The organism is Pseudomonas batumici (assembly GCF_000820515.1).
GTDB lineage: Bacteria > Pseudomonadota > Gammaproteobacteria > Pseudomonadales > Pseudomonadaceae > Aquipseudomonas > Aquipseudomonas batumici.
Window position 1 is genome coordinate 1 of sequence record NZ_JXDG01000050.1, and the last position, 25,331, is coordinate 25,331.

General features: G+C 59.4%; 26 protein-coding genes and 2 pseudogenes. 14 read left to right on the forward strand and 14 right to left on the reverse strand.

The window, feature by feature from the left end; all coding sequences use genetic code 11:
* From UCMB321_RS18845 to UCMB321_RS18855, 3 genes and pseudogenes are all read left to right on the forward strand, one after another.
* A pseudogene (locus UCMB321_RS18845) lies at positions 1–882 on the forward strand (class I adenylate-forming enzyme family protein); the annotation flags it as partial.
* A gap of 280 nt (positions 883–1,162) precedes the next feature.
* Positions 1,163–1,468 carry a hypothetical protein gene (locus tag UCMB321_RS18850; RefSeq protein ID WP_040069755.1) on the forward strand — a complete coding sequence of 102 codons (306 nt, stop codon included), beginning with the start codon at positions 1,163–1,165 and terminating at the stop codon, positions 1,466–1,468.
* Between the two features lie 4 nt (positions 1,469–1,472).
* On the forward strand, positions 1,473–2,237 hold the full coding sequence (locus UCMB321_RS18855; protein WP_040069756.1) for a sulfite exporter TauE/SafE family protein: 765 nt from the start codon (positions 1,473–1,475) through the stop codon (positions 2,235–2,237).
* A gap of 504 nt (positions 2,238–2,741) precedes the next feature.
* Here the strand turns inward: UCMB321_RS18855 and UCMB321_RS18860 are convergent.
* Complete coding sequence (locus UCMB321_RS18860; RefSeq protein WP_040069757.1) at positions 2,742–3,614, reverse strand: undecaprenyl-diphosphate phosphatase; 873 nt, start codon at positions 3,612–3,614, stop codon at positions 2,742–2,744.
* 679 nt (positions 3,615–4,293) lie between these two features.
* Between UCMB321_RS18860 and UCMB321_RS18865 the strand changes: the two genes are divergently transcribed.
* The 5 genes from UCMB321_RS18865 (at position 4,294) to UCMB321_RS18885 (ending at position 6,480) form a co-directional block, all read left to right on the forward strand.
* Positions 4,294–4,617: a YXWGXW repeat-containing protein gene (locus UCMB321_RS18865; protein WP_040069758.1), complete on the forward strand. Its 324-nt coding sequence runs from the start codon at positions 4,294–4,296 to the stop codon at positions 4,615–4,617.
* A gap of 78 nt (positions 4,618–4,695) precedes the next feature.
* Complete coding sequence (locus UCMB321_RS18870) at positions 4,696–5,277, forward strand: RNA polymerase sigma factor (protein ID WP_040069760.1); 582 nt, start codon at positions 4,696–4,698, stop codon at positions 5,275–5,277.
* On the forward strand, positions 5,274–5,708 hold the full coding sequence (locus UCMB321_RS18875) for a hypothetical protein (protein ID WP_040069762.1): 435 nt from the start codon (positions 5,274–5,276) through the stop codon (positions 5,706–5,708). Before UCMB321_RS18870 ends, UCMB321_RS18875 begins: the two co-directional genes overlap by 4 nt.
* The gene (locus tag UCMB321_RS18880; RefSeq protein WP_040069765.1) at positions 5,705–6,184 is read left to right on the forward strand and encodes a periplasmic heavy metal sensor; all 480 of its coding nucleotides are present in this window, start codon (positions 5,705–5,707) and stop codon (positions 6,182–6,184) included. The genes UCMB321_RS18875 and UCMB321_RS18880 overlap by 4 nt, the downstream gene beginning before the upstream one ends.
* 86 nt (positions 6,185–6,270) lie before the next feature.
* Positions 6,271–6,480, forward strand: a complete 210-nt coding sequence (locus tag UCMB321_RS18885; RefSeq protein WP_040069766.1) for a YXWGXW repeat-containing protein — start codon at positions 6,271–6,273, stop codon at positions 6,478–6,480.
* A gap of 76 nt (positions 6,481–6,556) precedes the next feature.
* Here UCMB321_RS18885 and UCMB321_RS18890 read toward each other — a convergent pair.
* Positions 6,557–7,588, reverse strand: a pseudogene (locus UCMB321_RS18890) (chitinase); the annotation flags it as partial.
* Positions 7,589–7,637: 49 nt separating this feature from the next.
* Positions 7,638–8,273, reverse strand: a complete 636-nt coding sequence (locus tag UCMB321_RS18895; RefSeq protein ID WP_040069770.1) for a lytic polysaccharide monooxygenase auxiliary activity family 9 protein — start codon at positions 8,271–8,273, stop codon at positions 7,638–7,640.
* A 371-nt stretch (positions 8,274–8,644) separates the two neighbouring features.
* Here UCMB321_RS18895 and UCMB321_RS18900 point away from each other — a divergent pair, with 371 nt between their 5' ends.
* A complete protein-coding gene (locus tag UCMB321_RS18900) occupies positions 8,645–9,259 on the forward strand; it encodes a LysE family translocator (protein WP_040069771.1) in 615 nt (204 codons plus the stop codon).
* 386 nt (positions 9,260–9,645) lie between these two features.
* On the forward strand, positions 9,646–10,059 hold the full coding sequence (locus tag UCMB321_RS18905; protein WP_040069773.1) for a hypothetical protein: 414 nt from the start codon (positions 9,646–9,648) through the stop codon (positions 10,057–10,059).
* 31 nt (positions 10,060–10,090) lie between these two features.
* On the opposite strand, the gene UCMB321_RS18910 is transcribed toward UCMB321_RS18905, so the two are convergent.
* The gene (locus UCMB321_RS18910) at positions 10,091–10,999 is read right to left on the reverse strand and encodes an AraC family transcriptional regulator (RefSeq protein ID WP_052451310.1); all 909 of its coding nucleotides are present in this window, start codon (positions 10,997–10,999) and stop codon (positions 10,091–10,093) included.
* 237 nt (positions 11,000–11,236) lie between these two features.
* On the opposite strand from UCMB321_RS18910, the gene UCMB321_RS18915 reads away from it, so the two are divergent.
* Positions 11,237–12,079: an oxidoreductase gene (locus UCMB321_RS18915; protein ID WP_040069774.1), complete on the forward strand. Its 843-nt coding sequence runs from the start codon at positions 11,237–11,239 to the stop codon at positions 12,077–12,079.
* Here the strand turns inward: UCMB321_RS18915 and UCMB321_RS18920 are convergent.
* From UCMB321_RS18920 to UCMB321_RS18945, 6 genes are all read right to left on the reverse strand, one after another.
* On the reverse strand, positions 12,076–12,258 hold the full coding sequence (locus UCMB321_RS18920; RefSeq protein ID WP_040069776.1) for a DUF1289 domain-containing protein: 183 nt from the start codon (positions 12,256–12,258) through the stop codon (positions 12,076–12,078). The two genes, UCMB321_RS18915 and UCMB321_RS18920, sit on opposite strands and share 4 nt — an antisense overlap.
* Positions 12,259–12,261: 3 nt before the next feature.
* Positions 12,262–12,636, reverse strand: a complete 375-nt coding sequence (locus UCMB321_RS18925) for a hypothetical protein (RefSeq protein WP_040069777.1) — start codon at positions 12,634–12,636, stop codon at positions 12,262–12,264.
* A gap of 76 nt (positions 12,637–12,712) precedes the next feature.
* Complete coding sequence (locus UCMB321_RS18930) at positions 12,713–13,891, reverse strand: MFS transporter (protein WP_040069778.1); 1,179 nt, start codon at positions 13,889–13,891, stop codon at positions 12,713–12,715.
* 70 nt (positions 13,892–13,961) lie between these two features.
* On the reverse strand, positions 13,962–14,609 hold the full coding sequence (locus UCMB321_RS18935; RefSeq protein WP_040069780.1) for an iron-containing redox enzyme family protein: 648 nt from the start codon (positions 14,607–14,609) through the stop codon (positions 13,962–13,964).
* 54 nt (positions 14,610–14,663) lie between these two features.
* Positions 14,664–15,806: a styrene monooxygenase/indole monooxygenase family protein gene (locus UCMB321_RS18940; RefSeq protein ID WP_052451309.1), complete on the reverse strand. Its 1,143-nt coding sequence runs from the start codon at positions 15,804–15,806 to the stop codon at positions 14,664–14,666.
* 112 nt (positions 15,807–15,918) lie between these two features.
* Positions 15,919–16,446: a winged helix DNA-binding protein gene (locus UCMB321_RS18945; RefSeq protein ID WP_040069782.1), complete on the reverse strand. Its 528-nt coding sequence runs from the start codon at positions 16,444–16,446 to the stop codon at positions 15,919–15,921.
* 244 nt (positions 16,447–16,690) lie between these two features.
* Between UCMB321_RS18945 and UCMB321_RS18950 the strand changes: the two genes are divergently transcribed.
* Positions 16,691–17,350 (forward strand): response regulator, encoded by a 660-nt coding sequence (locus UCMB321_RS18950; RefSeq protein WP_040069784.1) that lies wholly within the window; start codon positions 16,691–16,693, stop codon positions 17,348–17,350.
* A gap of 108 nt (positions 17,351–17,458) precedes the next feature.
* Here the strand turns inward: UCMB321_RS18950 and UCMB321_RS18955 are convergent, their stop codons facing one another.
* The 4 genes from UCMB321_RS18955 to UCMB321_RS18970 form a co-directional block, all read right to left on the reverse strand.
* The gene (locus tag UCMB321_RS18955) at positions 17,459–18,619 is read right to left on the reverse strand and encodes an L-talarate/galactarate dehydratase (RefSeq protein ID WP_040069786.1); all 1,161 of its coding nucleotides are present in this window, start codon (positions 18,617–18,619) and stop codon (positions 17,459–17,461) included.
* A 40-nt stretch (positions 18,620–18,659) separates the two neighbouring features.
* Positions 18,660–20,033 (reverse strand): MFS transporter, encoded by a 1,374-nt coding sequence (locus tag UCMB321_RS18960; RefSeq protein WP_040069787.1) that lies wholly within the window; start codon positions 20,031–20,033, stop codon positions 18,660–18,662.
* Positions 20,034–20,238: 205 nt separating this feature from the next.
* A complete protein-coding gene (locus UCMB321_RS18965; protein ID WP_040069789.1) occupies positions 20,239–21,291 on the reverse strand; it encodes a LacI family DNA-binding transcriptional regulator in 1,053 nt (350 codons plus the stop codon).
* Positions 21,292–21,406: 115 nt separating this feature from the next.
* A complete protein-coding gene (locus UCMB321_RS18970; protein ID WP_040069790.1) occupies positions 21,407–22,351 on the reverse strand; it encodes a LysR substrate-binding domain-containing protein in 945 nt (314 codons plus the stop codon).
* A gap of 171 nt (positions 22,352–22,522) precedes the next feature.
* On the opposite strand from UCMB321_RS18970, the gene UCMB321_RS18975 reads away from it, so the two are divergent.
* Together UCMB321_RS18975 and hutU are read left to right on the forward strand one after the other, a co-directional pair.
* Positions 22,523–24,064, forward strand: a complete 1,542-nt coding sequence (locus tag UCMB321_RS18975) for an HAL/PAL/TAL family ammonia-lyase (protein ID WP_040069792.1) — start codon at positions 22,523–22,525, stop codon at positions 24,062–24,064.
* Between the two features lie 494 nt (positions 24,065–24,558).
* The coding region (hutU, locus tag UCMB321_RS18980; RefSeq protein WP_040069793.1) for a urocanate hydratase at positions 24,559–25,331 on the forward strand (773 nt) is incomplete at its 3' end.

A 25,331-nucleotide genomic window follows, 5' to 3' on the forward strand; every position in this document is an offset into this window, starting at 1 on the left:
GGCACTTTTGTCGCCCTGGTCCGGCACCGGGCCGCGTACCTGGTCAACGAGCACGGCATTGTCCCCGGTGACCGCGTCGCGCTGTTCATGAAGAACTGCTGCGAATACCTCGAACTGCTTTACGCCATCTGGTGGGTCGGCGCCGTGGCGGTGCCGATCAACTGCAAACTGCCCCCCGCCGAGGCCTGCTATGTCGCCGGCGATACACAGGCCCGCCTGATTGTCACCGATGACGGCCAGTTGTTCCCACGCGATGCCTTACCCCCGGGATGCCGAGAGCTGGATCGTGAGGATATGGGCACACTCATCTCGACGGTTTCGGCGCTGCCAAGGACACCTTATCCACGTCATGCCGATGACCTGGCCTGGCTGTTCTACACCTCCAGCACCACCGGCCGCTCCAGAGGGGTCATGCTGAGTCACGGCAACTTAATGGCCATATCGCTGTGCTATCACCTGGATGTCGATCCGATCAGTGCCGAGGATGCGGTGGTGTACGCGGAGCCAATGTCTCACGGCGCCGGCCTCTACAACTTCATCCATGTGCGCCGGGCCGCCCGCCATGTAGTCCCGGACTCCCGAGGTTTCAAGGCCGACGAGCTGTTCGAGCTGGCCCGCCGACTGGGTAACGTCAGCGTGTCCGTGGCACCCTCCATGCTAAAACGCATGGTCGAGCAGGCCCGCCGCCAGGGCCATGCTGGCGAAGGGATCAAGACCATCGTCTACAGCGACGCGCCGATGCACCTGGCGGACCTGAAGGATGCGCTCGACACCTTCGGGCAGCGGCTAACGCTGCCGCCCAGACAGATACGGGAAGTTGCCATGCGTGGGGCCACTGTCATGCAGGGTTACTGGTGTCTGGTGGATGGCTGGCTGCTGACCAGCGCCAATGACACCCACGCCCCCTGAAGAGCTTTTTCACGGATAGCCAACCGGTAGGGCACCAACCCCCTCCCAGTACGCAGGTGTAGGAGGCCGTATCGAGGCCGAAGAAGATCGCCAGCAACCCGGCCCAATTCATTTTTAAATAGCCTGTGGAGGGGCGCTTCAGTATATTGGCCTCTCTCATATTGAGAGGCCCACACGGAGATGTAGGCAAATATCAGCAAAAGGACGTGTCAACGCTGAATGAGATAGCAATGGCAGGGCCCCTGAAGTGGCGATGATCGTCAGGGCCCGACAACTGCCTGCCAAGACCTACGACAGGGTGCCGGGAATCGGGCACCTGCCGGTTATGACCGGGGCGACCCTGTCCGTGCTGCCGGCCTCCGTCGAAGAAAAATTATCGCGCCCGCACTTCGCCATCCGCCGACCGGCCTCCTTTGGCAAACAAACCCTGCATGCCCGGGATGGTTTCACCCCCCGCTACGACGGCCAAGACCGCTGGATGCTGCGCGTCTTCGGGGTCAACGACCCGGCACGCGTGGCGCCGCTGGCCCCTCACCAACCTCCTATCGTCAGAGCCTGATTTCATGGTCGATATTGTCATCCTTTGCGTATTCGCCTTCTCCGCCGGCCTGATCGATGCGGCGGTAGGCGGCGGCGGACTGATCCAGATACCCGCGCTGTTCAACGTGCTGCCCACGGCACAACCGGCGGCGCTGCTGGGTACCAACAAGTTCGCGGCCGCCTGCGGCACCGCGTTCGCGATCCGGTCCTTCGTGCGCAAGGTGGTGATCAACTGGAACCTGGTGATTCCCGCCGCCTGCGCGGCCTTTGTCATGGCCTTTTGCGGCGCGGCCACTGTGTCGTCCGTACCTCAGTCGGTGATCCGCCCGGCCGTGCTGGTGCTGATCGTGCTGATGGCGATCTACACCTTCTGGAAAAAGGACTTCGGCGCCCTGCACAAACCCATACGCATCGGTACCCGGGAAAAGTTGCTGGCGATCGTCATCGGTGGTGCCATCGGTTTCTACGACGGACTGTTCGGCCCCGGCACCGGCAGCCTCCTGATCTTCCTGTTCATCCACTGCTTCGCCTTCGACTTCCTGCATGCCTCGGCGTCGGCCAAGGTGGTGAACATCGCGACCAACGTCGCGGCGCTGATCTTCTTCATTCCGACGGGTAATGTGCTCTATCTGGTTGCCATCCCCATGGCAGTATTCAACATCCTGGGTGCGCTGACCGGCACCTGGCTGGCAGCACATAAAGGCGTGCCCTTTGTCCGGGCCTTGTTCCTGGTATTGCTGGTGATCCTGATCAGCAAACTGTCCTACGACCTGATCCTGCTGACCTGACGCTGAAAACCCGAGGAGCACCCCATGGCTGGATACCTCGCAGGTGCTCGATACGCAGGATTACCCGGCGATTGCCCAGCCTCGATTGCTGGACGTCAGCCAGGCCTGAGCGCGCCGCTGCTGATGGGTCGTGCAAGGCCCCTCGGAGGTCAGACGCCAATCATGAAAAAATCTTCAGAGGGCGTCGGAAAAGCGACTTGCCACTCAATCACAAACCATTGAAAGTAAAGAATTTTAATCGTCATCCAATAAAAATTCTTTCACTGTGACCGAGGCGCAGGCTGTTTATATTTCTACCTGCTTCTTTGGTGAAACCTCCCATTGGCCCGCACTTTTTGCGGGCCTTTTTTTCGCGCGGAAAACCATCGGGACAGGGATCGAAAGTGCCGACCACAGATCTGAGTTTCGTACGATATGGGTAGGGGTATCTGGATACATTACCGGCGCTATGCGCCGGGAACGGCAAACTGAGCGCAGCCCGCAGGCCACGCTCAAACCCGTCGATTACGACAGAAAGCCGTTGCTGACCCCGACCAGCAGGAAGATACCCAGTGCCGCGCGATAGGCCACGAACGGCCAGGTGGAGAAGCGCTCCAGGAAGCGCATCAGGCCCCAGATCGCACAGAACGCCGAGACACTGGCCACTACCAGCCCGAACAACAGATGGGTCCAGGCTTCCGTCGGGATCTGCGCATGGTGCAGCACCCACAACTCCTTGAGCCCGGCCAGCGCGATCGCCGGCAAGCCCAGCAGGAAGGAGAACCGGGCGGCCTCTTCACGCTTGAAGTTGAGAAACAGCGCCGCGGTCAGTGTCGAGCCCGAACGGGAAACACCCGGAATCAGCGCACCGACCTGGGCGATACCGACGATCAGTGCATCGCGCAGGCGCATCTCGCCCACCACACGCTGATGTCGGGCACTGAACTCGGACACCGCCATCAACACCGCCATCACCAGGCAGGAAATGCCGATCACCGTCAGCCCGCGCATGGGCGAGTCGCAGGCATTGAGCGTCGAAGAGAGGGCCAGGCCGGCAATCCCGATAGGGATGGTCGCCAGAATGATCGCCACCGCCAGGCGGAACCACGGGCTGTTGTAGTCGCGCTGGCGCACGGCGCTGAGACTGCCGCCGACCACATCACGCACATCGCGCCAGAAATAACTGACCACCGCCGCCAGCGCGGCCAGTTGCATCGCGGCGGAAAAGGCCGAACCCGGATCCTGCCAGCCGAGCACCGCCGGCACGATACGCATGTGCGCGGTGGAGGAGATAGGCAGCAGTTCCGTGATGCCCTGGATAATACCCAGAATGCCGATTTGCAGGTAATTCAGCGAAGCGAAGCCAATATCGAGGCCGCTGGAGCAGACGTTAGACAAAATGATTTCCCGGAAGAAGGCTAATTTCCCACCGCTCCCGAAGAGGCGCGGCGCAGACCTGTGAAGCTTAGACAGCAACGGGAATGATGGGCCTGTTTTTTATGATTTTCCAGCCTCAGCAAAGCACAAAACACAAGTTGGGAATTAATTCATTTCATGACACGTACCAATATCGATCAGTCAAGGCAGGCCCGCCCCCCTGCAGGAGCGAGCTTACTGGCGATGGACGTCAACGGTGGCACGGGGCATCCAATCCCCCACGCCCCCTGATCAGGCGCTAGCGCGGCGCCACATACCCGTACCGCCAGCAGCAATGATCCCGATGCCCCGGCAAGATCACACAGCCGCTCAGACTCAGCAGCAAGACAGCTGCAACCAGCAGCGAAAGACGACGTGACATGATGGTTTCCTCAAGGGGTTCAATGGACGAAGCCGCTCACCGCACAGGGCCAGGGCACCTGTCGATGGCTACGGTTACCGGTTGAACGCGACAGCGGCGAACAATCCGTCGCAGCCCTGAGCAATTTCATGAAGCCCCCGTGCCCCCTGCGCGATACTGCCCTCGCCCCTCGGGGTACAGCGTTGAAAAAAAGATAATTTCCCGCGACGGATTTTCCCGACACCTATCGTTAAACCCATCAGCAGCGTTCACTTTCGTACGCAGCCTGAAGGAGTTGTCATGAGACCTGCACGACCTCTGGCCAAATTGCGCCATGCCCTCCTGCTGATCCCGCTGGCGTTCGCCGCGCTGACCAGCACGCCCACTTTTGCCCAGCCCGAAGTCATCATCCGCGAAGCGCCGCCGCCCATGCGCGTCGAGGCCGTGCCCATGGAGCGCCACGGCTATGCCTGGGACCGTGGTCACTGGCGCTGGGAAGGCCGGGGTTACGTCTGGGTACCCGGGCACTGGCAGCGGGTGATGCACAATGCACGCTGGGAACCGGGCCATTGGGAGCCCCACGGACCTAACTGGCGCTGGATCGAAGGACACTGGGTCCGCTGATCCCCGGGCCGGGCGGCGCACCTGCACCGCCCGGCCTTGTCATCCCCGAACCCATCCCCCGGACCGAGACTTGCCCGATTGAAAGAAACTGATCCGGACGTTGAGCTGCTGGCCCGTATCGGCAACAAGGAGCCGGCCGCCGTCAACGAGATGGTGTCGCGCAAGCTGCCCCGTCTGCTCGCCCTCGCCAGCCGGATACTGGGCGATGCCGACGAGGCCAAGGATGTGGCGCAGGAAAGCTTCCTGCGCATCTGGAGGCAGGCGGCGAGCTGGCGCAGTGGCGAGGCCCGTTTCGACACCTGGCTGCACCGGGTGGTGCTGAACCTCTGTCATGATCGCCTGCGCAAGCGCAAGGAGCGCCCGCTGGAGGATGACGAGTCCGGCATCGAGCTGGTCGACAACGCCCCCCGCCCCGATGAACAGCTGGAAGCGGCGGCGCGCAGTGAGCAGATGGCCGCCGCATTGGCCGCGTTGCCCGACCGCCAGCGCGAAGCCATCGTGTTGCAGTACTACCAGGAGCTGTCGAATATCGAAGCGGCGGCGCTGATGAACATCAGCGTCGATGCACTGGAAAGCCTGCTGTCGCGGGCCAGGCGCAACCTGCGCAGCTATCTTGCCGAAACACACGGCCAGGACAGCCTAGGAAGGGGAAAACGATGACGCCCGAACGATTTGCGTACCTGGCGGACGCCTACGGCGCGGACCTGCAACGCTGGCCGGCCGCCGAACGCGCCGCCGCCCGGGGATTGCTCGAACGTGGCGATGCGGCGTCACTCGACGCGCTGCAACAGGCCCAGCGGCTCGACAGTCTGCTCGACAGCTATCAGCTGGCGCCCCCCGACCCGGCACTGGCCCGGCGTATCGCCGCTTCGGCGGGCAGCGCCAGGCCGGTCTCGTTCTGGAGCCGATATGCCGACTGGCTGTCCCGGATCGGCTTCGTCGGCGTGGGCCTGGCAGGCATCGCCACCGGGATGCTGGTGGTCTCGCTGAGCCTGCCGCTGCCGACCTCATCCGAAGCCCTGCCAAGCATCTTCGACCAAGGCGATGCCGACATCGTCTTCACCGTAAACGCCGAGGAAAGCGAGCAATGAGTCAACCGTCCAAGACCCTCAAGAACCTGCTGCTGGCGTCGTTGATGCTCAATGTCTTTCTGATCTGTGGCATAGGGGGGGGTGTCTATCACTGGCTAGTCAATACCCAACCGGCCATGGCGGCCGTCAACCAGCACGGCTTGCGCCAGGCCATGGTGCAGTTGCCCGAGACACGCCAGCGTGAACTGCGCCAGCTGTTGCGGCGCAATCGAGCCGACAGCCAACCGCTGATCCTCGCGGGTCGTCAGGCGCGCCAGGATGTGATCAGGCAGCTTGAGGCGCCGACACTGGACCGTCCGGCCTTGCTGGCGGACCTGGGCAAGGCGCGCGAGGCGGATGTCGCCCTGCGGTCGCTGGTGGACAACACCCTGGCGGAATTCGCCGGCACGCTGCCCCAGGAGGAGCGCCGCAAGCTGGTCGAGTCCCTGTATCTGCACGGTCAGGCCAAGGGCAAGGCCCTGCAGAAAAACCTCTAGCCGCGACGGATTCCACCCATTGCAACGTTTAACCCTTGAAACCCGCCAACCAGGCGACCACTCAAGGTTCAGCAAGGAGTCAGACAATGCTGCGAATATTCAAGACCGCGCTCATCGCCACCCTGATGGCCGCCGCCCTGGCTGGCTGTGTTGTCGAGCCGGTACATCCGCGTCGACCACCGCCCATCGTCGAAGTCGTGCCGGTCATGCCCGCGCCGGGTTATCACTGGGTTGCCGGGCATTATCGCTGGGGTGGTAATCAGTGGGTCTGGGTGCCTGGGCATTGGCGCTACTGAGTGAGAACGGATGCAAAGCAAAACCCGGCGCAGTGGCCGGGTTTTGTTTTTCAGCTCAGGCCTGCCGTTTGCCCACAGGCACTTCGGCCGCCCCCGCCGCGCCATGAATCAGCGGCGCATAGCGATTGCGGAACTCCCAGTTGTAAGGGACCTGCTGCTTGCTGAGGCCTTGGTCCCAGTTGGCGGACCAGGTCATCAGCCCCTTGATGGAATGGCCAGCGGCATCGAGCCGCTTGAACGCATTGACCACCGCCGCCGGGTCGATCACATAGCCCGTCGCGGCCGCGTCGACGTTGGCCGGCAGGCCAATGACGAACTTGTCCGGCGCAATCCGGGTAAAGCCCCGCGTCCCGGTGACCAGGCTATCGGTCAGGTAATAGAGGAAATCCTCCTTCATCTCATCATTGTTCTGCGCGATCCACGCCCCGTTCCCCCCGTTGGCTTCCTGCACCCAGACCCCGTCACCGCCCTGGTTGTAATACTGCGGCGCGATGAAGTCGTAATAGCCCTCAAGCCCGCTGAGGTAATCGAGGTACTTGCCGTTGGCAAGGGTGAGATAGGGAAACTCGGGCGCCATGCTGATGATGAAGTGCTTGCCCTCGGCCTTGTAATGGTCCTTCACCAGTTTCAGGGCTGCGGGCAACACCGTCTTGTTGTCGGCAGCGTGAATGGCGCTCTGCTCCAGGTCGATATCCAGGCCATCGAAACCATAGGTTTCCACCAGACGGATGATTTCAGCGGCCAGCGGTTGCTCGGAACCCTTGTACAGTTCGATATGCGCATCGGCACCCCCCAGGGAAATCAGCACGGCGCGGCCCTGGCTGTTGAGGACACCCACCTGGCGACGAAACTCCGCATCGGACAGGTTGTAGGGCTTGAACGTCGGGATGCCGTTACCTTTCATGAAGGCCACCGCCACCACGTTGTATTCCGTGGGCACGTCCGTCAGCGCCAGGTTGGCGAACTTCCCGCCCTGGTAGCCATCGTTCGGCCCCGCGGCCCAGTTATGCCAGAAACCCATGAGGATTTTCTTCCCGGCCAGGCTGGGCATCGCTGACGCCGCGTCGCTGACCGTGGATTTAAGCAGTGAAAAGTCGAAAGTGGTCACATTCCAGTCCTTTAGAAATTTGCATGAGATCGACTGCCCAGCAGCAAGGTCATTTGAAGTCCACGTCAAACGCCTGATAGAACGCGTTGCCGGTATCGGCGACGATCCACAACAGGATGATGACGTGACGACCTTGCTTGCCCGCCGGCAGTTTCACTTCATGCTCCACCTTGGCCTTCAATTCATCGGTGTGCTGGTAGTACGGAACTTGCGGGTAGAAGTCCTCGTAAAACGGCTGGGCTTCGAGTTGCGCACGGCTGATGCGTTGTTTTGGGTCCCAGCCATCCTTGGTGATGAACCAGCGATAACCCCGGGTGACGTGGGCGGCGGTGTATTCCCATTGCACATGGAAGGTCTGCCCCGGATTGACGTTCAACAGCGGCCAGGCATAAGGCCGGTTGAGCTTCTTGCTCAATTCCTCGTCGGTGAAGTTGATGCAGTCGCGGGCGTCGGTTTTCCCGCCGCTGAGGATGTAACCGTCAGCGGGTGGGACGACACTCGAGGCATCGGTTTCAAACGGCCTGGGGAAAGGTCCGGCGGTGAGCGACGGAAAGTTCTTTCCGCCTTCCATTTCATTGACCTGCCAGGTACCGAGAAGCCCCAGCTCCACGGCGACCGACCCGCGGCTGGCAGGCGAAACGACACGACCATGTTTAAGTTCGGGCTTCGACAACGGCTTGTTCATTCTTCTCACTCCTTTGATAGAAAGCTCTCCAACTCAGGGAGAACTTTCAACCTAGCTCAAATAAGAAAGCTGTCCATCTAATGCTGAGCGAGTGAACTTAACCATTAATCCACAACCATCTGAATACATTGGACTTTTAAAAGAAAATCGACAAAACCTACGCATAACACAGCGAATAGATTACACAGCCTACCTGCAATAAACCCCGATAGACTCTGTTCATAAAGACACTTACCCCAAGATGCTCAAAAAAAACGTAACAATATATTTTTCAGCGCCCATGGATCGCGCCCCGAAGGCTGGGTATCCTGAGCCCCACAGCACAATGGTGGGCCATCCTGAATGCCGCCAAACGGTTATTGGAAGCGTTCATGCTCACGATCTTCTTGTCCGCGCTGATCTTCGGTGTGGTGTTTTGCCTGTCGCCAGGGGCTGTTCTGGCGGAAACCTTGCGTCGCGGGTTGCTCCATGGCTTCAAGCCGGCGCTGCTGGTGCAAATCGGCTCGCTGGTGGGCGATGCCCTCTGGGCGGTGATCGGGCTGACCGGACTTTCGTTGCTGCTCGAACATGAGCAGGTGCGGACTCCACTCACCGGCGCCTGCGCGGCCTATCTGGCGTGGCTGGGCCTGCGCAGCCTGAACGATGCCTGGCAATTGCCCGAGGCGCAAAACGCTGTCGAGCGGCCGGGCACAAACGCCCTCATGGCCGGCGCGACCATTTCCATCGCCAATCCGAAAAACGTCGTCTACTGGGGCGCGTTGGGCAGTGCCCTCTCCGGCATCGTCGGCCAGACCCCGACCCACGGGCAAACCCTGGTGTTCTTTGCTGGCTTCATGTTCGCCTCGGTGGCCTGCTGTTTCATCATCGCGGCGCTGGTCAACGGGCTCCGGAAGGCCGCGTCCCCCGGCTGGCAGCGGCTCAGCCATGGCCTGTGCGGGGTGGCCCTGATCTACCTGGCGATATTGGCACTGCGGGCGGTTTTCTAGGGCAAGGGTCGCCCTGGTATCAGGCCGCCCCTGCCGCTCACTACAACGATTGACAATCTCCTGACCTGATTCACCGACAAAACCTACATATCCGCAAGAAGTGTCAGCTTGAGCTGACTCGCTCATGTCGATAACGTTTCATGGTCGCCGCCAAATCGGCGACCGGTTTTGACAGACCGAAATGAAGATATAGGCGCATCCAACGGCATCGCTACAATTGCAGATGTTTTTTTATACCTGCGATTGAGTAATATGGCGGCTGTGTGCGGGGCATCCTCGGGTGCGCCGGATTCCTATATCTCCGGTCTGTCAACCCGCACACAACTGCCACCCTCACTTGTTTGACAGCAAGCAGTTGGCGGTCCATCGATATAGGAGTTGCACAGATGATCAAGAAAATCACACCTGATCCGCCCTCCCTTCCGGTTAATCCGACCGGCGAAGATAAAGCAACTTTCATTCGCCAAAGCATCAACGCCATTTTTTCACGGCTGGATTCAGAGCCTCCTGCCAATGAAGTGCTGAACCCAAGTACTGCCGAAATAAATCTGCGAACACCCTTTGAAGCAGACCACTCCAAGATACCGTCGCTGTTAGCGATTCGCGAAGACATCGGTCTACAGAACGTGCTGGCTAACGTTTCGCAGATGCTTGAAGCTGCCGAGTACACCGCCGATGACATCAACCTAGGTAATAACGAAACCGCTCGCCATCAGCTTTTCGCTGTGATGCAGTCAGTGGAAGTGGCCAGGACGACGGTGGATTCACTCCTGATGCTTGCTCTCGAAACCCAAACTTAGCACCTGCCGCCGCCGCGCCCCCCCTGCCTTGTCAGGGAGAGGAACGATAGAAGCCGGAGCTTCGCGGCGGCGGTATCACAAAGCTGGCCTTCATGCGCTTTATCTCTTCAACAGGGCTGCTTCCGAAAAGCCGCTTGAACTCACGACCGAATTGCGAAGCGCTCTCGTAGCCTACTGCCTGGGAAGCGCTCGCAGCGCTCACCTCGTTCCGGACCATCAGCAGTCGTGCCTGGTGCAGTCGGATCGACTTGAGGTATTGCAACGGTGACGTATGAGTCACCGACTTGAAATGACTATGGAACGAAGGAACGCTCATACCCGCTTCAGCGGCCAATTGCTCCACGCTCAGCGGGAGACTGAAGGCCCCGTGAATCTTGCGAATGGCCTTGGAGATCTTGCCGAACTGACCTTGCAGGGTGAGAGCCGCGCGCATGGAGCCGCCCTGCTCTCCCGTCAGGACACGAAAGTAGATTTCGCGGACCAGTGAAGGCCCTAGTATTTCGGCCTCCAGGGGCCGGCCCATGACCTCGACAAAACGCAGAACGGACTCGCTCATCGATGGGTCCATGGGGGTCGAGAACATGCCCTGGGGTTTGCACGAAGCGGCGCCACCGCGCTGGTCGATTTGCAGGATCAAGTCCGCGGCGACATTGAAGTCCAGATGCAGGTAAATGGCGAGCAACGGCGCCTGCTCGGTTGCCTGGGTTTGCATGGTGAACGGCACCGGCACCGAAACGGCGAGGTAGTGCTGTTCATCATAGAGGTAGACCTGGTCACCGAAGAAACCCCGCTTGCTGCCCTGGCAGACAATGACGATACCCGGCTCGTAGAACACCGGGGTCAGGCTCAGCGGTCGGTTGGACCGCAGGAAGCGCACATCCGGCAGTACCGTGAGGTTGTAACCCTCCTGGGGTGTCAGCTTGTCCAGCAGCGCAATCATGCGGTTGCGCACGTCGCTGCGGTCCCACGTCTTGGCGTTCACCCGAGCCCCCATCCTCAATCGCGCTGTGGTCGATTGTGCTCAAGGCCGGCCAGGAATAACAGGCCGCTCATAGGAATAGGCTAGATATTCAGAGGAAGCGACCTCTCCTTCCCACGGCATGAGGACTACAGTCGAGTCATTCGTACACAGGACATCCTGTTGCCGAATCCCTCCATCCCCACGAGAGAAATCAGCATGTCGTCAGTCAAAACCCTTCTTGTCACCGGCGTCAGCAGCGGCTTCGGGCGAGCGCTCGCCATAGAGGCCATTGCCGTCGGCCATCGCGTGATCGGTACGGTACGCAGCGAATCGGCGAGACAGACCTTTGAAGCCCTGGCCCCCTCCCAAGCCTTCGGGCGCCTGCTCGATGTCACTGATTTTGAGCGTATCGATCCGGCAATTGTCGAGATGGAGTCGTCACTGGGACCGATCGACGTCCTGGTCAACAACGCGGGTTACGGCCACGAGGGTATTTTCGAGGAATCGTCACTCGCAGAAATACGGCACCAGTTCGACGTCAATGTCTTTGGGGCCGTGGCGGTAACCAAAGCGCTGCTACCTTATCTGCGCCAGCGCCGTCGGGGGCACATCATCAACATCACCTCCATGGGTGGGTTCATCACCCTGCCCGGCGTTGCCGACTACTGTGGTAGCAAATTCGCGCTGGAAGGCCTCTCTGAAGCCCTGGGCAAGGAACTCAAGCCGTTCAACATTGCGGTGACGGCCGTTGCACCTGGATCGTTTCGTACCGATTGGGCAGGCCGCTCCATGGTCCGTTCGCCACGCAGCATCGCCGATTACGACGCACTGTTCGATCCCATCAGAACGGCCCGCGAAGCCAAGAGCGGCAAACAGCTGGGCGACCCCGTCAAGGCAGCCAGGGCCATACTCGCCTTGATCGCCAGCGACCAGCCGCCTGCTCATCTTCTGCTGGGCAGTGACGCACTCGCGCTGGTGCGGGAAAAGCTTGTCCACTATGCCGTGGAACTCGACGCCTGGGAGGCGGTGACTCGCTCCACGGACTTTGACGCGGTTTAAAGCTTCTTTTTCTGCAGGCCTTTCAGGCGTTGCGTCGCACGTTGCACCGCGGCCATTTTTTCGGGGCGCTTCATGCGCTTCCACTTCTTGATCTCCTCCTTGGAACGACCACAGCTCAGGCACATCTCGCTGTTGAGCTGGCACACGGAAATACACGGATTGTCGATGTCCTTGGCCATGGTTCAGCGACGCCCCGGGCGTGGGCTACGGGCAAGGTGCTGCTGCCAGTTGCCGGCGCTGACCTGCTGACAATGCTCCTCGCTGTCGAACGCCAGATGGGTAGCAACCTGATGGACCTCAACCTCCGCTTCGCGCAAGGCTGCGGCGGTCAGTTCGTGCATGTGCCGGGCTGACTCGCCGGCCAGCGCCTGATCCCGGTTGGCCCGGGTATCGAAGACCCAGGTCACCCGCAGACTGGTGGGAAAATGCGCGAAATCCACCTCGTGGGTCAACCAGGCAAACCCCACGATCCGGGCCTTGGCCGTCTCGCAGGCCTCGGTCAGGGTGGCGACCAGGCGACGCTCGATCTGCGCCTGCTCGCGCTTACTCAACAACATGGTTTGATCCTCTTCATCTCGGCGGCGCAGAGTATGCCTCACGGACTCCAGCAGTGTGCCCTGCGCGGTGTTTTTTTCATCCGCGACGATACCTGACGCACAACAGGATCAACGCCGCCGCCGAAAAGGCCGCACCGGCGTAGAACGTCGCCGCCGCGCCATGGACCTGCCACAGCCAACCGGCGATGACACTGGCCAGCAGCAAGGCGCCCCCGCTGACCAGATTGAACACCCCGAAGGCCGTGCCTTTCAGGTCAGCGGGCGTGGTGTCCGCCACCAGCGTGGCCAGGATGCCCTGGCTGAAGCCCATGTGCAGCCCCCACAGGGCGACCCCCAGGAGTAGCGCGACAATGGATTGCGCATCGGCCAGGACGATATCCGCCAGGATCAACAACACCAGACCGGCACCCAGCAGGCTCGTTCGATTGACACTGTCCGACCATTTGCCCACCGGATAGGCCGAGAGCATGTAGAACCCTGCCATCACCACCATGACCAGCGGCACCCACGTCGCGCTGAAGCCGGACTGCTGGGCCCGCAGGACCAGAAAGGCTTCGCTGAAACGCGCCAGGGTAAAGGCCGCGCCGATGGACACCACCCACCAGTAGTCCCGGGGAAAACGTGTCAACGATTGGAATCGTATAGGCGAGCGCAACGGCTGCCTCCCCGCCCCGTGCCCGGGTTCACTGACCCCGAACAGCAACAGACCGACGGCAACCGCGGCGGGAAGCACGGCAAACCAGAGCACCCGGGAAATCTCGCCGGCAAAGCCGATCATCAGCACAATCGCCAGCAACGGCCCCAGGAACGCGCCAAGGGTATCCATCGACTGGCGCAGCCCGAAGCACGCGCCACGTATTGCCGCAGGCGCAACATCCGCAACCAGCGCATCACGCGGTGCACCGCGTATCCCCTTGCCGATCCGGTCGAGGATTCGTGCGGTAAACACCAGTTGCGCCGACGCCGCCAGCGGAAACAGCGGTTTGGTCAGGGCCGCGAGGCCGTAACCCAGCAGCAGCAATTCCTTTCTGCGACCGATGAAATCGCTGAGCGCCCCGGAAAATACCTTCACGATCAGCGCCGTGGCCTCCGCGACCCCCTCGATGATACCGACGGCCAACATACTGATGCCCAAGGTTCCCACCAGATAGACGGGCAAGAGGGCATGCACCAGCTCCGACGAGAGATCCATGAACAGGCTGACAAAGCCGAGTGCCCAGATGGTACGTGGGATGGATCGAAGGTTTTCAGGCATGACGCCCCTCTTGGTGATCAGCAGTGCGAAGATTCGCACGTCTTACCGGTACTGCGAAGAGCTGGGCAAATCAGGAATGGGTACTCAAGTGGGCGATTTGATCACATGCAGCGTTCAACATCGCCCAACCTTGTTGCTGTATGGTCATCAGGTTCACATATTTTTCCGCGCAAAGACCGTCCAACAGCTCACTGCCCATCTGTTCGTGCCTGGCATCCGCATCCGCATGAACCTCAAAATAGTCCGTTTCACCATAATCGCGCATGACGTTGTGAGCGGCACTGAAAAATATATTGGCGCTCGCCTCCAGGACCAGGTGAATCAGCACGGTTTTTTCGTCATTATCCAGCGTGAGCATTTTCCAGGAAAACCAGGCCGCCGTAGCCTCCAGCACAGGATGCCAGACCGGCGCCCGGTATTTTCTATCCTTCATCAACTTGAAATTATGACCAAATTCCTCGTTCAGATGCGCTTGCACAACCGACAGGAATTTACGATCGTCACAAAGAGCACTTCTCAACATGATGGTTTTCTGGAAGTAATCTGAAAATATCTGGATGGCATCCAGCAAGCGCTCTCTATTCTCTTTGTTTTCCATCTGTTTGCTCTGAATCAAACTCATGAGACAACTGCTTCTATAGCTGTCAGCAAATCTCTTGTTTTCCTTCAGCAACAATTCAAAACCCGCCTTTCTCACAGGCATATCCAATATGGCCACATTCGTCTCCTCGACTATTACAGTGTTGTTTCTTCAAAAAGCAGCGCTTTTGCGTTATTTAAAACTGTCGATCACTCCCCTGGTTTGAAGCGGATCCGCAATCCAGGGAAAAAAAGCGTTCGCATCATCGAATCCATTCGCCACCGTGTCCGCCAGATTCGGTAGCCGTGCGGCTGAGCGTAAAAGCTCCACGACATGCGTCAACGAGCTCAACAGCAATAGATTGGACCACTCCGTTGATGCCTGGGCATGCTGTCGCCAACAGCACTCAAACGTTCCTTGCATCCAGGATTCATCAAAGGGCTCCTGATGGCGCTCAATGATCCGATCAAAATAAACACCGGCACACTTGGCCGCCGTGTTCGCCCCTTGACCGGCAATCGGATCATTCAGCACGACAGCATCCGCCAAGCCCAAGACAAACTTCCCACCCGGCATCCTGGCCGTTGGATGTTTCACGGACGGTGTGTAACACCCCTTCAAGGTCGCCTGTCGGTCAGCCAGTTTGATACTGGCAGACCTTTCCGCCTCCCAAGGCACATAACGGGCAAGCAACTCTTGACTGACGTTCAACTGCTCATCAACACCCGCCACATCACTCAAGGCATCAAACGCACGGCCGGGAATCCCCTCAAACAACATCATTTCACACCGCCCGCCCAAGGTTAAACCAGGCATCGTGATATACTCTCCGACCTCAGGAATGACATTGACTCGAACGCCGGGAAAACTTTCAGCCGGCAACATCCCCGTTACATACAGGCAGGCAAGCGTTCGCTGAGGCCGGTCAAACATCGAGCGTTGACGATCACGCGTAAAACATTGACCGATCTCACCTTTACCGCTGGCGACAATCGTTAACTCGTGCCACTTGGAAATTTCATCAAGGTCTGCCAACGCGACACGCTGGACGATTAAACACCCTCCGAGACGTTGAAAAATATCAAGCCAACGGGAAAACTTGAGTCGCTGATCAATCGACTGAAAGGGTCTTTGCGTTCGCCCTTTCCACTCAACGTCTTTTCGAGCAGCGCCCGGCTCGCCCAATGTAAAAGTGACAGAAGTATTCCAGGGGCATTCGTCATCCCATAAATTGAGCCCCCAGCGCCTCTCAATCTGTAAAGCCGTATCGAACATCCCCTGGCTGGACAGGATGCGTCCATGGCGAATTTGCTCAGCCGTTCGATCGCTGAACAACGTTACGTCATAGCCTTTTTTTTAAGGGCAATGGCCAGCAAAAGCCCAGCCTGCCCCGCCCCCACAATGGCAATTTTTCTCATTGAATGATCCTCGCAAATTTAAACCGAACTCAACCGGACTCCGCATTGACGGACTTATAAATCGAAGCCGCTCGATGGGCCTCTTCATACACTCCCTTGATCTGCCTGAGCCCGAGAACAAGCCCCTTGAGGTTGATAGCGCTGATTTCGCGTGAAAACTCCCCAAACAGTACACTCTTACGAGCCTCTGTATACTGGTCTGTATTCCTCCGACCTTCCTCGGTCACGCTGAGCTGCAACTGTTTGTTCTTGAGCGGCTGGTATTTCCTCACCAGCCCTCGCTCACTGAGCTTTGTAATACTGTAGTTAATATTGAAGTGATCAGGACGATTCAACAACCGCCCCACCTCGGCAATCGTCTTGGGCCGATCATTCATGCGAATAACATGAAGCACCGCCAGCTCATCGATTGACAAGGTGCTGTCGTTGACCATTTTTTCACACTCCAACTGCCAACGCTTGAACGCATTAAAAGCCCTCCAGAGCTGCAGCTCACACTCGGCCCAATCCACCTCTTCTTCAGTGACGGCTAGATGCCATGTCTTATCAATACACATAGGTGGGCCTTCAGTCTTTGATTGAATCAATTTCTACATATTTTGCCTAGCTTGGCAATGGATATACCAAAAAATTAACCCACCCACACAGATAAAACAAACTTCCTATACAGTGTGAAGAATTAACCTACATTAATATCAGCAACAAATGACTTAAAGACCTGTTGAATGACAAGCATATTCGCTTTATAAATTTTAAAGCGAATCACAAAGCAAATTATCCCAGGGAACAGAGGGAGCTCTCATGTGCCAAAACCCCCATCCGAACAGCATCAGACTCCCGATCAGCAAGCAAACCCTCAGCCGTCATCTGCTTGAGCCTTTGACAGACATCATGGGTACTTTCTGGAAGCTCAAGGCTGGGGCCAGGAAGGCGGACAGCATGACCGTGGAACAAATGAAGCAGTTCATGGCGCATTTTGAAAGCAGCTGCTCCGACCTTGAGCTTTCAGGTGCGGACATGCTCAAGTTTTTTCAATGTATTGCAGAGCAGGCCACGGAGACCCCCTCCATCGCCCCCCCCTCGAAACCGAGCAAATGGCTCTCCATATTGGTCGTCGACGATGATGAGCGGGTACGCGAATTTCATTGCAAGATTCTGCAAAGCCTTGACTGCAGCGTCAGCCTGGCCAGCAATGGCTATGAAGCATTGGGCATGCTGTGCAAATCCTACGACGCCATCCTGATGGATATTCAGATGCCAGGAATGGACGGTATTGAAACAGCCATGAAAATTCGCCAGCACGGGTTTGATCCCAGCACCACCCCCATCATAGCCATTACCGCCAACCCTCTGGAGGAGGTGCGAGGAAAGTGCCAGGCATCCCTCTTCAATGAATGCATGCAAAAGCCAATGGACATCAGCCAACTGCAAAAAACACTCGAAGCACTGACGACCCGATAAAACCAAGGGCGACACGCCGTCGGTTTCGTTTAAGCCTTGCCCGCTGCCGTAGGTCGACTCACACTCAATGCGCCCTTGCAGTCTGATTTTCGCCGATGAACAGCGGCGTCATGGGCGAATCCCGACCTCGGCCTCTTGAGCCGTCCAGGGTCCGACTTGCTCGCTGAGTGTCAGCCCCAAACCGGGACGGGTCGGCACGAGCATGCGCCCGTCGCGGGTTTCCAGACGCTCGTTGAACAGCGGTTCGAGCCATTCGAAGTGCTCAACCCAGGGTTCGGTCGGGTAGGCCGCCGCCAGGTGAACGTGCAGTTCCATGGCGAAGTGCGGCGCCAGCATCAGGCCCGCTTGCTCGGCCATGGCCGCCACCTTCAGGTAAGGCGTAATCCCCCCCACCCGTGGCGCGTCAGGCATCAGGAAATCGGCGCCGCGCAGCTTGATGAACTCGGCGTGTTCGGCAACGCTGGTGAGCATTTCACCGGTGGCGATCGGCGTGTCGAATTGCACTGCCAGGGCGGCGTGACCTTCGGCGTCGTAGCAGTCCAGCGGCTCTTCGATCCAGATCAGGTTGTACGCTTCGAACTGGCGGCACATGCGCTGGGCAGTCGGACGATCCCATTGCTGGTTGGCATCCACCATCAACGGGAAGTGGTCGCCCAGGTGTTTGCGAACCGTGCTCACGCGCTGGATGTCGATGGCGCAATCCGGCTGCCCGACCTTCAGCTTGATACCGCCAATCCCCTTTTCACGGGAAAAGTCGGTGTTCTTCATCAACTGATCCAGAGGCGTGTGAAGAAAGCCGCCCGAGGTGTTGTAGCAGCGCACGGAGTCACGTTGAGCCCCGAGCAGGCGGGCCAGCGAAAGGTTGGCACGCTTGGCCTTCAAATCCCACAACGCCACGTCGAACGCGCCGATGGCCTGGGTCGACAGCCCGCTACGCCCCACCGACGCGCCGGCCCAGCACAGCTTGGTCCACAGTTTGGCAATGTCACTCGGGTTTTCGCCGATCAGCGCAGGCGCGATTTCCTGGGCATGGGCGAATTGCCCCGGCCCGCCGGCACGCTTCGAGTAGCTGAAGCCGAGGCCGCGATGACCGTCGATGGTTTCGATTTCAGCGAACAGGATCGCGATTTCGGTCATCGGCTTTTGCCGCCCCGTCAGCACCTTCGCATCACTGATCGGATTGGCCAGCGGCAGGATCACCGAAGACACCCGCACCCAGGCAATACGGTCATCGTCGGAGGACTTGATAGGTTGTTGTTGCGCGAGCATGTGGGCTCTCCTTGAACAGTGATCAGGGTTTGAGAAGCGATCAGGTACGCGGGTGTACCAGTTCGGTGTCCGCCCGAGCGTCTTCGACGGGCCTGGCCGGTGGATCGGCAAAGTCATCGAGCTCCAGGCGCTTGAGTGGCCCGACGATGAACAGATAGGAAAACGCGCCCAGCAGCCCCATGCCGGCGACGTACATCAACGCGACATCGAAAGAGCCCAGCTGGTTGATCATCACGCCGATGGCGATCGGGGTCACGATGCTGGCGAGGTTCCCGCAGAAGTTGAACATGGCCCCGCTGACACCCATGGCCCGAGCGGGCGAAACGTCGCCCACGATGCACCAGCCGAGGTTGCCGACACCTTTGGCGAAGAAGGCGACGGACATCACCAGAATGACCAACGTGACCGACTGGGTGTAGTTGGCGACCATGATGCTGCTCGACAGCAACAGGCCACAGATGATCGGCGTCTTGCGGGCTGCGGTCAGGCTGAAGTGCTTGCGCAGCATCCAGTCCGACCAGACACCGCCGACCATGCCTCCCAGGCAACCGGCAATAGGTGGAATCGCGGCAACCAGCCCTACCTTCAACAGGGTCATGCCCTTGGCTTCGATCAGGTACGTCGGGAACCAGGTCAGGAAGAACCAGGTGATCGAGGTCAGGCAGAACTGGCCCAGATAGATGCCTGCCATCATGCGGTTGCCACCGATGGCCTTCATTCTTTTCCAACTGAAGGGGGTCTTCAGGTCACCGATGGTGGGTAAGCCACCCCCCGCTTCGATGTAGTCGATTTCAGCCTGGTTGGCACGTTTGTCCTTGCGCGGCTCCTGAACCATCCGGAACCACAGCAAGCCGATCAGGATACCCGCGGCACCGGTGACCCAGAACACGTGCTGCCAGCCCCAGGTGCTCACCAGCCAGACCATCAGCGGGGTGAACGCCGCCAGGGCAAAATACTGGGCGGACTGGAACACCGCCGTGGCCAAGCCTCGTTCATGACGCGGAAACCACATCACCGTCAGGCGGTTGTTGGCTGGAAACGCCGGCGCCTCGGCAACGCCCATCATGAAGCGCAGCACAAACAGCGCCAGGAAAGCCGAACCGAACAGGTCGACGTAGCCCTGCAGGAAGGTAAAGACCGACCAGACGATCAGGCTCATGCCGAGCACGAGACGGGAGCCGAAGCGGTCGAGGACGATGCCGCCGGGGAGCTGCATCCAGGTGTAGGCCCAGCCGAAGGCCGAGAACGCGATGCCCAGGGTCATGGCATCGAAGCCAAGATCGGTGCGCATGCTGGGGGCGGCAATGGACAGCGTGGCCCGATCCACGTAGTTGAACACGGTGACGATGAAAATCATCACCAGGATGAGATAGCGGACGTGGGTCTTCGCTACCGATTGCGTAGGCTTGATCACTATTATTTTCCTTATTGTGAGTGCAGCAGTGAATCCATGTCGCCCTTACGACTCCTGATAGCGGCATGATCGCCAGATGATTGCGCAATCATTGCGAGATTCAAAAAAAGGTCCTGCCGGGCGGAGCCGATGACCTTTGCGTCGATACTACACTGATTGCGCAATCATTCAACCAGGTGTTCGTCGGCAAAGGCGATTTTCCCGATCAGGTACTGGCGCGGTCGATAAGGGTGAAGCCGGTGTCGATTCGCACGGGATCATGGCTGCCGGCGGGATGGGCGAAGCGCTCCAGCAGCGCCTGGGCCACTTGCAGACCGATGTTCTTGCCGTCGACGCTGACGGTCGACAAGGCCGGGTGAACCTGCGCCGCGCTGCTCAGATCGCCGAAGCCCATCACGGCGAGATCCGCGGGCACATTCATCCCGCGACTGGCGGCTTCCGCCAGAACCCCTTGCGCCACGGTGTCGGAGCTGCACACCACGATGTCGGGCGACACCGGCTGCTCGAGCAGGCGGCGCAGCCCTTCCCTGCCCACTTCAAGGGTGGCCGGCGGCGCCAGGACCTCCATCGGCACTTCTTCGATACCTTGGCGCTTGAGCTCGGCAATCAGGCTATTGCAGCGACGCAGGCCGCGGGGGTCGCTGATGGTCACCACCGAGAAGCGCTTGTAGCCCTTTTTCAGCAGGTGCCGCGCGGTTTCCTCCCCGACTTTTTCATGGGAGAAACCCACCAGCATGTCCAGGGGGGCCTCGCTCAAGTCCCAGGACTCCACCACCGGGATACCCGCCTGAGCGAGTCGCAGACGACTGGATTCGGTGTGGAGCGTGCCGGTCAGGACGATACCGTCCGGACGCCGGCCGAGTACCGCTTCCAGCAGCTTTTCTTCCTGCTCGGCGGAGTAGCCCGTCAGGCCCAGCAAGGTTTGATAGCCCGCCTGAGTCAGGCGGTCCATGAGTGACTGCACGGTGTCGGCAAAAATGGAGTTGGCAATGGTCGGCAGGAAAATCGCCACCAGACGGCTTTTGTTGCTCGCCAGGCCCCCGGCCAACATGTTGGAAACATAGCCGGTCTTGCGCACCGCCTCACGGACCTTTTCCCGAGTGTCCTCGGTGACCAGCTCCGGTCGATGCAAGGCCCTGGAAACGGTCATCGGCGAAACGCCTGCCACCTTTGCCACATCGATCAGGGTCAGGCTGGAGCCCTTCCTGGACGCTGTCATTGATGCGTCGGTGGAGGACGCCGCGGGTTTCTTTGCCATGAACCTTTCCGAATCTGAAACTCAGTATCTGAAGCTGCCGTGTACCACAGTCCGTTAACGGAGGCGAATTTACCAAAGCCCGACCCAATATTCACGATACCTGGTTTTGCCTCGATCAGAGGGAAACCATCAAGGCGTCGGTAATTTCCTCCTGGGCCCTGCCCCGGCCGAGCAACCAGCGCTGAAAAGCCCGGCATTGCGCTTTCTGCAGGGTGTTGGGGTGCCAGCTCAGGTAATACGGCGAGGGAAGCGGCATGGCTCGCTGCCAGGGAATGACCAGGCGCCCTTCGTCGACATCACGGGCAATCATGGAGAACTGCGCCAGCACAACGCCCTGGTGATCGATGGCGGCTTGGATCGCCAGGCTGGACGAAGAAAAACTGCGACGGATGACAATCGCCTGCTCGACGGCAACGCCTTCGCGCTCGAACCATTCGGCCCACGAGGGCGGTGAGTCGAATTTCGGCCGCGAATCGATACGGATCAGTGGGTACTGGAGCAGGTCAGCGGCCTGTTCCACATGACCTGGGTAGCCTGGAAGCGCTAACAGCGTCGGCGAGCAGGCCGGCACCACACAGTCGCGGAACAGCACGACGCTATGCTCGGCATATTGGCCGGGCTCGCCGTAACCGATACGAAAATCGGCGTTTTCCTCCTCCGAGGTATCCGCCAGCGTGCTGTCCAGATAGATGTCCAGATCCGCATGCTCATGCTGCCATTCGTAGGTCAGGGGCGCCAGCCACTTGGTCATGAGCGAAGGCAGGCCGCTGACATACAGATTGTTCGGATTCTTCGAGCGCTCCACCTCGGAAACGGCGGCTCTCAACTCTTCAAAGGCCGAAGAACAGCGCGCATGAAAACGCAGGCCAATGGCGTTCAGCCGCAGGCGCTGCCCCTCCTTGACCGTCAGGTTCATGCCCAGCGCCTCCTCGAGCAACTTCATCTGCTGACTCACCGCCCCCACGGAGAGGTTCAAGCGTCTTGCGGCGTGGGAGATGCCGCCGCAGTGACCGACGGTTTCAAAGACCTGGAGGGCGCGTAGGGGCGGTAAGCGGCTCATGGCGATGCAAAACTCTCGAAGGCGTTTTAAAGTTTAGAAATTCTATTAAAACTGACAGAAATCACCATATTTTCTTCATATAAAAATCACCTTAGCCTGCTCCCACGCTCAATCGAGCGACGGCCTGGCCAGTCCGGCCCCCTCAATCACTTCGTTTCCCGGGAGTTCGCAATGAAAGCTCATCCTCAACAGATCACTCAGGTCGTTCTCGGCGATAGAGAGCCTTCCATCGAAGAGTTCGTCGCGGTCGCCCGCTATTGCGCCAAGGTGTCGTTTTCCGAGGCCTACAAGAACCGCGTGAAAAGGTCCCGTGGCCTGGTCGAGCGTTTCCTCGATGAGAATCGCCTGGTCTATGGGGTGACCACCGGGTTCGGCGATAACGTTCGCCATGTGATTTCGCCGCAGCATGCCAAGGAACTCCAGGTCAACATCGTGCGCTCCCACGCCGTCGCGGTGGGCGAACCACTCAAGCGTGAACAGGTACGGGCGATCCAGTTGATGCTCCTGATCAGCCTGGGCAAAGGCTTCTCGGGGGTGCGCCTGGAGCTGTTGGAGCTGATTGCCGGCCTGCTCAACAACGAAGTCGTGCCGTTTGCACCGGGCGAGGGTTCGGTGGGCTACCTGGCCGTCGAGGGGCACCTGGCCCTGGTCCTGCTGGGCGAAGGCAAAGCCCGGGTCAATGGCGGCGAATGGGTGGACGGTGCCACCGCACTGGCACAGGTCGGCCTGCAACCGACTGACCTGCAGTGCAAGGAAGGCCTGGCCATGCTCAATGGCACCATGTCGGTGACCGCCATCGCTATCCTCGCCCTCTACAACGCCATGCAGACCGCCTCCCTGGCCGACGTCGCCGCAGCGCTTTCGCTGGAAGCGTTGAAGGGTACGATTCGGGCCTTCGACCCCCGCTACCACTCGATCAAGGCGCACAAGGAACAGGCGCAAACCGCCAGGGATATAAAGGCGATGCTGCATGACAGCCAACTGATCGCCGAGAACATCGACTACCGGCTTCAGGACGCCTACAGCCTGCGCGCCATTCCCCAGGTGCACGGGGCTTCGAAAAGATTCATCGATCACGCCCGGGAAAATATCGAGAACGAAATCCACTCCTCGGGCGACAACCCGATCATCTACCCACTGGAGGACGGCGACGGCATTGCCATCTCCGGCGCCAACTTCGACGGCAGCTACATCGGCCTGTCGGCGGATTCGCTGTGCGTGGCACTGGCCAACCTGGCGAAGATTTCCGAGCGCCGTATCGACCGCATGGTCAACTCGCACTTCAGCGAAATGCCGGCCTTCCTGGTGCGCAACCCGGGCCTTAACAGCGGCTACATGATCCTTCAATACACCGCGGCGGGCCTGTATGCGGAAATGAAGGCGCTGTCGTTCCCCTCCTCTGTCGACAGTTTCTCGACCTGCGCTAACCAGGAAGACCTGGTGAGCCTGGCTTATAACGCCGCCATCAAGGCCTACAAGGTTTCCGAGAAGCTTGAGTCGGTGCTGGCCATCGAGCTGCTGGTGGGCTGCCAGGCCCTGGACTTCCATGATGTGCGCAAGGCTTCCAGCGTCACCCGGGCGGTTTATGACCTGGTGCGCAGCCGCGTGCCGGTCGCCGAGCATGATCGTGCCTTCTATTCGGACATGGTGAGTGTCACCGAACAGGTCCGTAGCGGTGAAGTACTGGCCACGGTACGGAAAAACCTGCAGTAAATGCTCAGGCGCCAAGGCCGACCTTCTGGCTGTTTCGTTGCCTCTCGACGACTGAAGGATGGCCTTGGAGCCGAGCCCGGATCGATCTCGGCACTTTCCTGTTCCCCGCGTCACCCTTCGCCACAAACCCATTCGCTCCAGCTGTTTCCCATCGCGCACCAACATCTCCCAAACTGTCACCGAGCGCCCCAGCGTGGCGCAATTTCAGGCTCAAGTAACAGTCGGGACACCGTCGCAAAATCCCTCCGAAAAAAAACCGCTCCCGCCAAGCCCTTGTATCAGGCGCGCTGCAGCCAAATCCCGAGTTTTATTGGGCGGCGACCCAAAAGTTGGCCGCTTGATTGCATATGCTTGTATGTACAAGTAAATGTGTGTGCGTATGAGTGATCAGGGAGATCTGCGCACCACCCTGATTTGCGCTTGTGACGGATGTTCCCGCACAAGCTCGCCCACTGCCCGGGCTGGTTTGGATTGATCGCAGAGGAGTTTTTTTCGTGACCGATAATACCCGCAAGCCTACGAAGCGCCGTGACGTCGAAATCCGCGCCGCCCGTGGCAACAAGCTGACCGCCAAGAGCTGGCTGACCGAAGCGCCGCTGCGGATGCTGATGAACAACCTCGACCCGCAAGTGGCCGAGAACCCCAAGGAGCTGGTGGTCTACGGCGGTATCGGCCGGGCCGCGCGCAACTGGGAATGCTACGACAAGATCGTCGAGAGCCTGACCAACCTGAATGACGACGAGACCCTGCTGGTGCAATCCGGCAAGCCGGTCGGCGTGTTCAAGACCCACAGCAACGCCCCGCGCGTGCTGATCGCCAACTCCAACCTGGTACCGCACTGGGCCACCTGGGAACACTTCAACGAACTGGATGCCAAGGGCCTGGCCATGTACGGCCAGATGACCGCCGGCAGCTGGATCTACATCGGCAGCCAGGGCATCGTCCAGGGCACCTACGAAACCTTCGTCGAAGCCGGTCGCCAGCACTACGACAACAACCTGAAAGGTCGTTGGGTCCTGACCGCGGGCCTCGGCGGCATGGGCGGTGCCCAACCGCTGGCCGCGACCCTGGCCGGCGCCTGCTCGCTGAACATCGAATGCCAGCAGAGCAGCATCGATTTCCGCCTGAACAGCCGTTATGTCGATGAGCAAGCCAAGGACCTCGACGACGCCCTGGCGCGTATCGCCAAATACACCAAGGAAGGCCTGGCCATTTCCGTCGCCCTGCTCGGCAACGCGGCTGAAATCCTGCCGGAACTGGTCCGTCG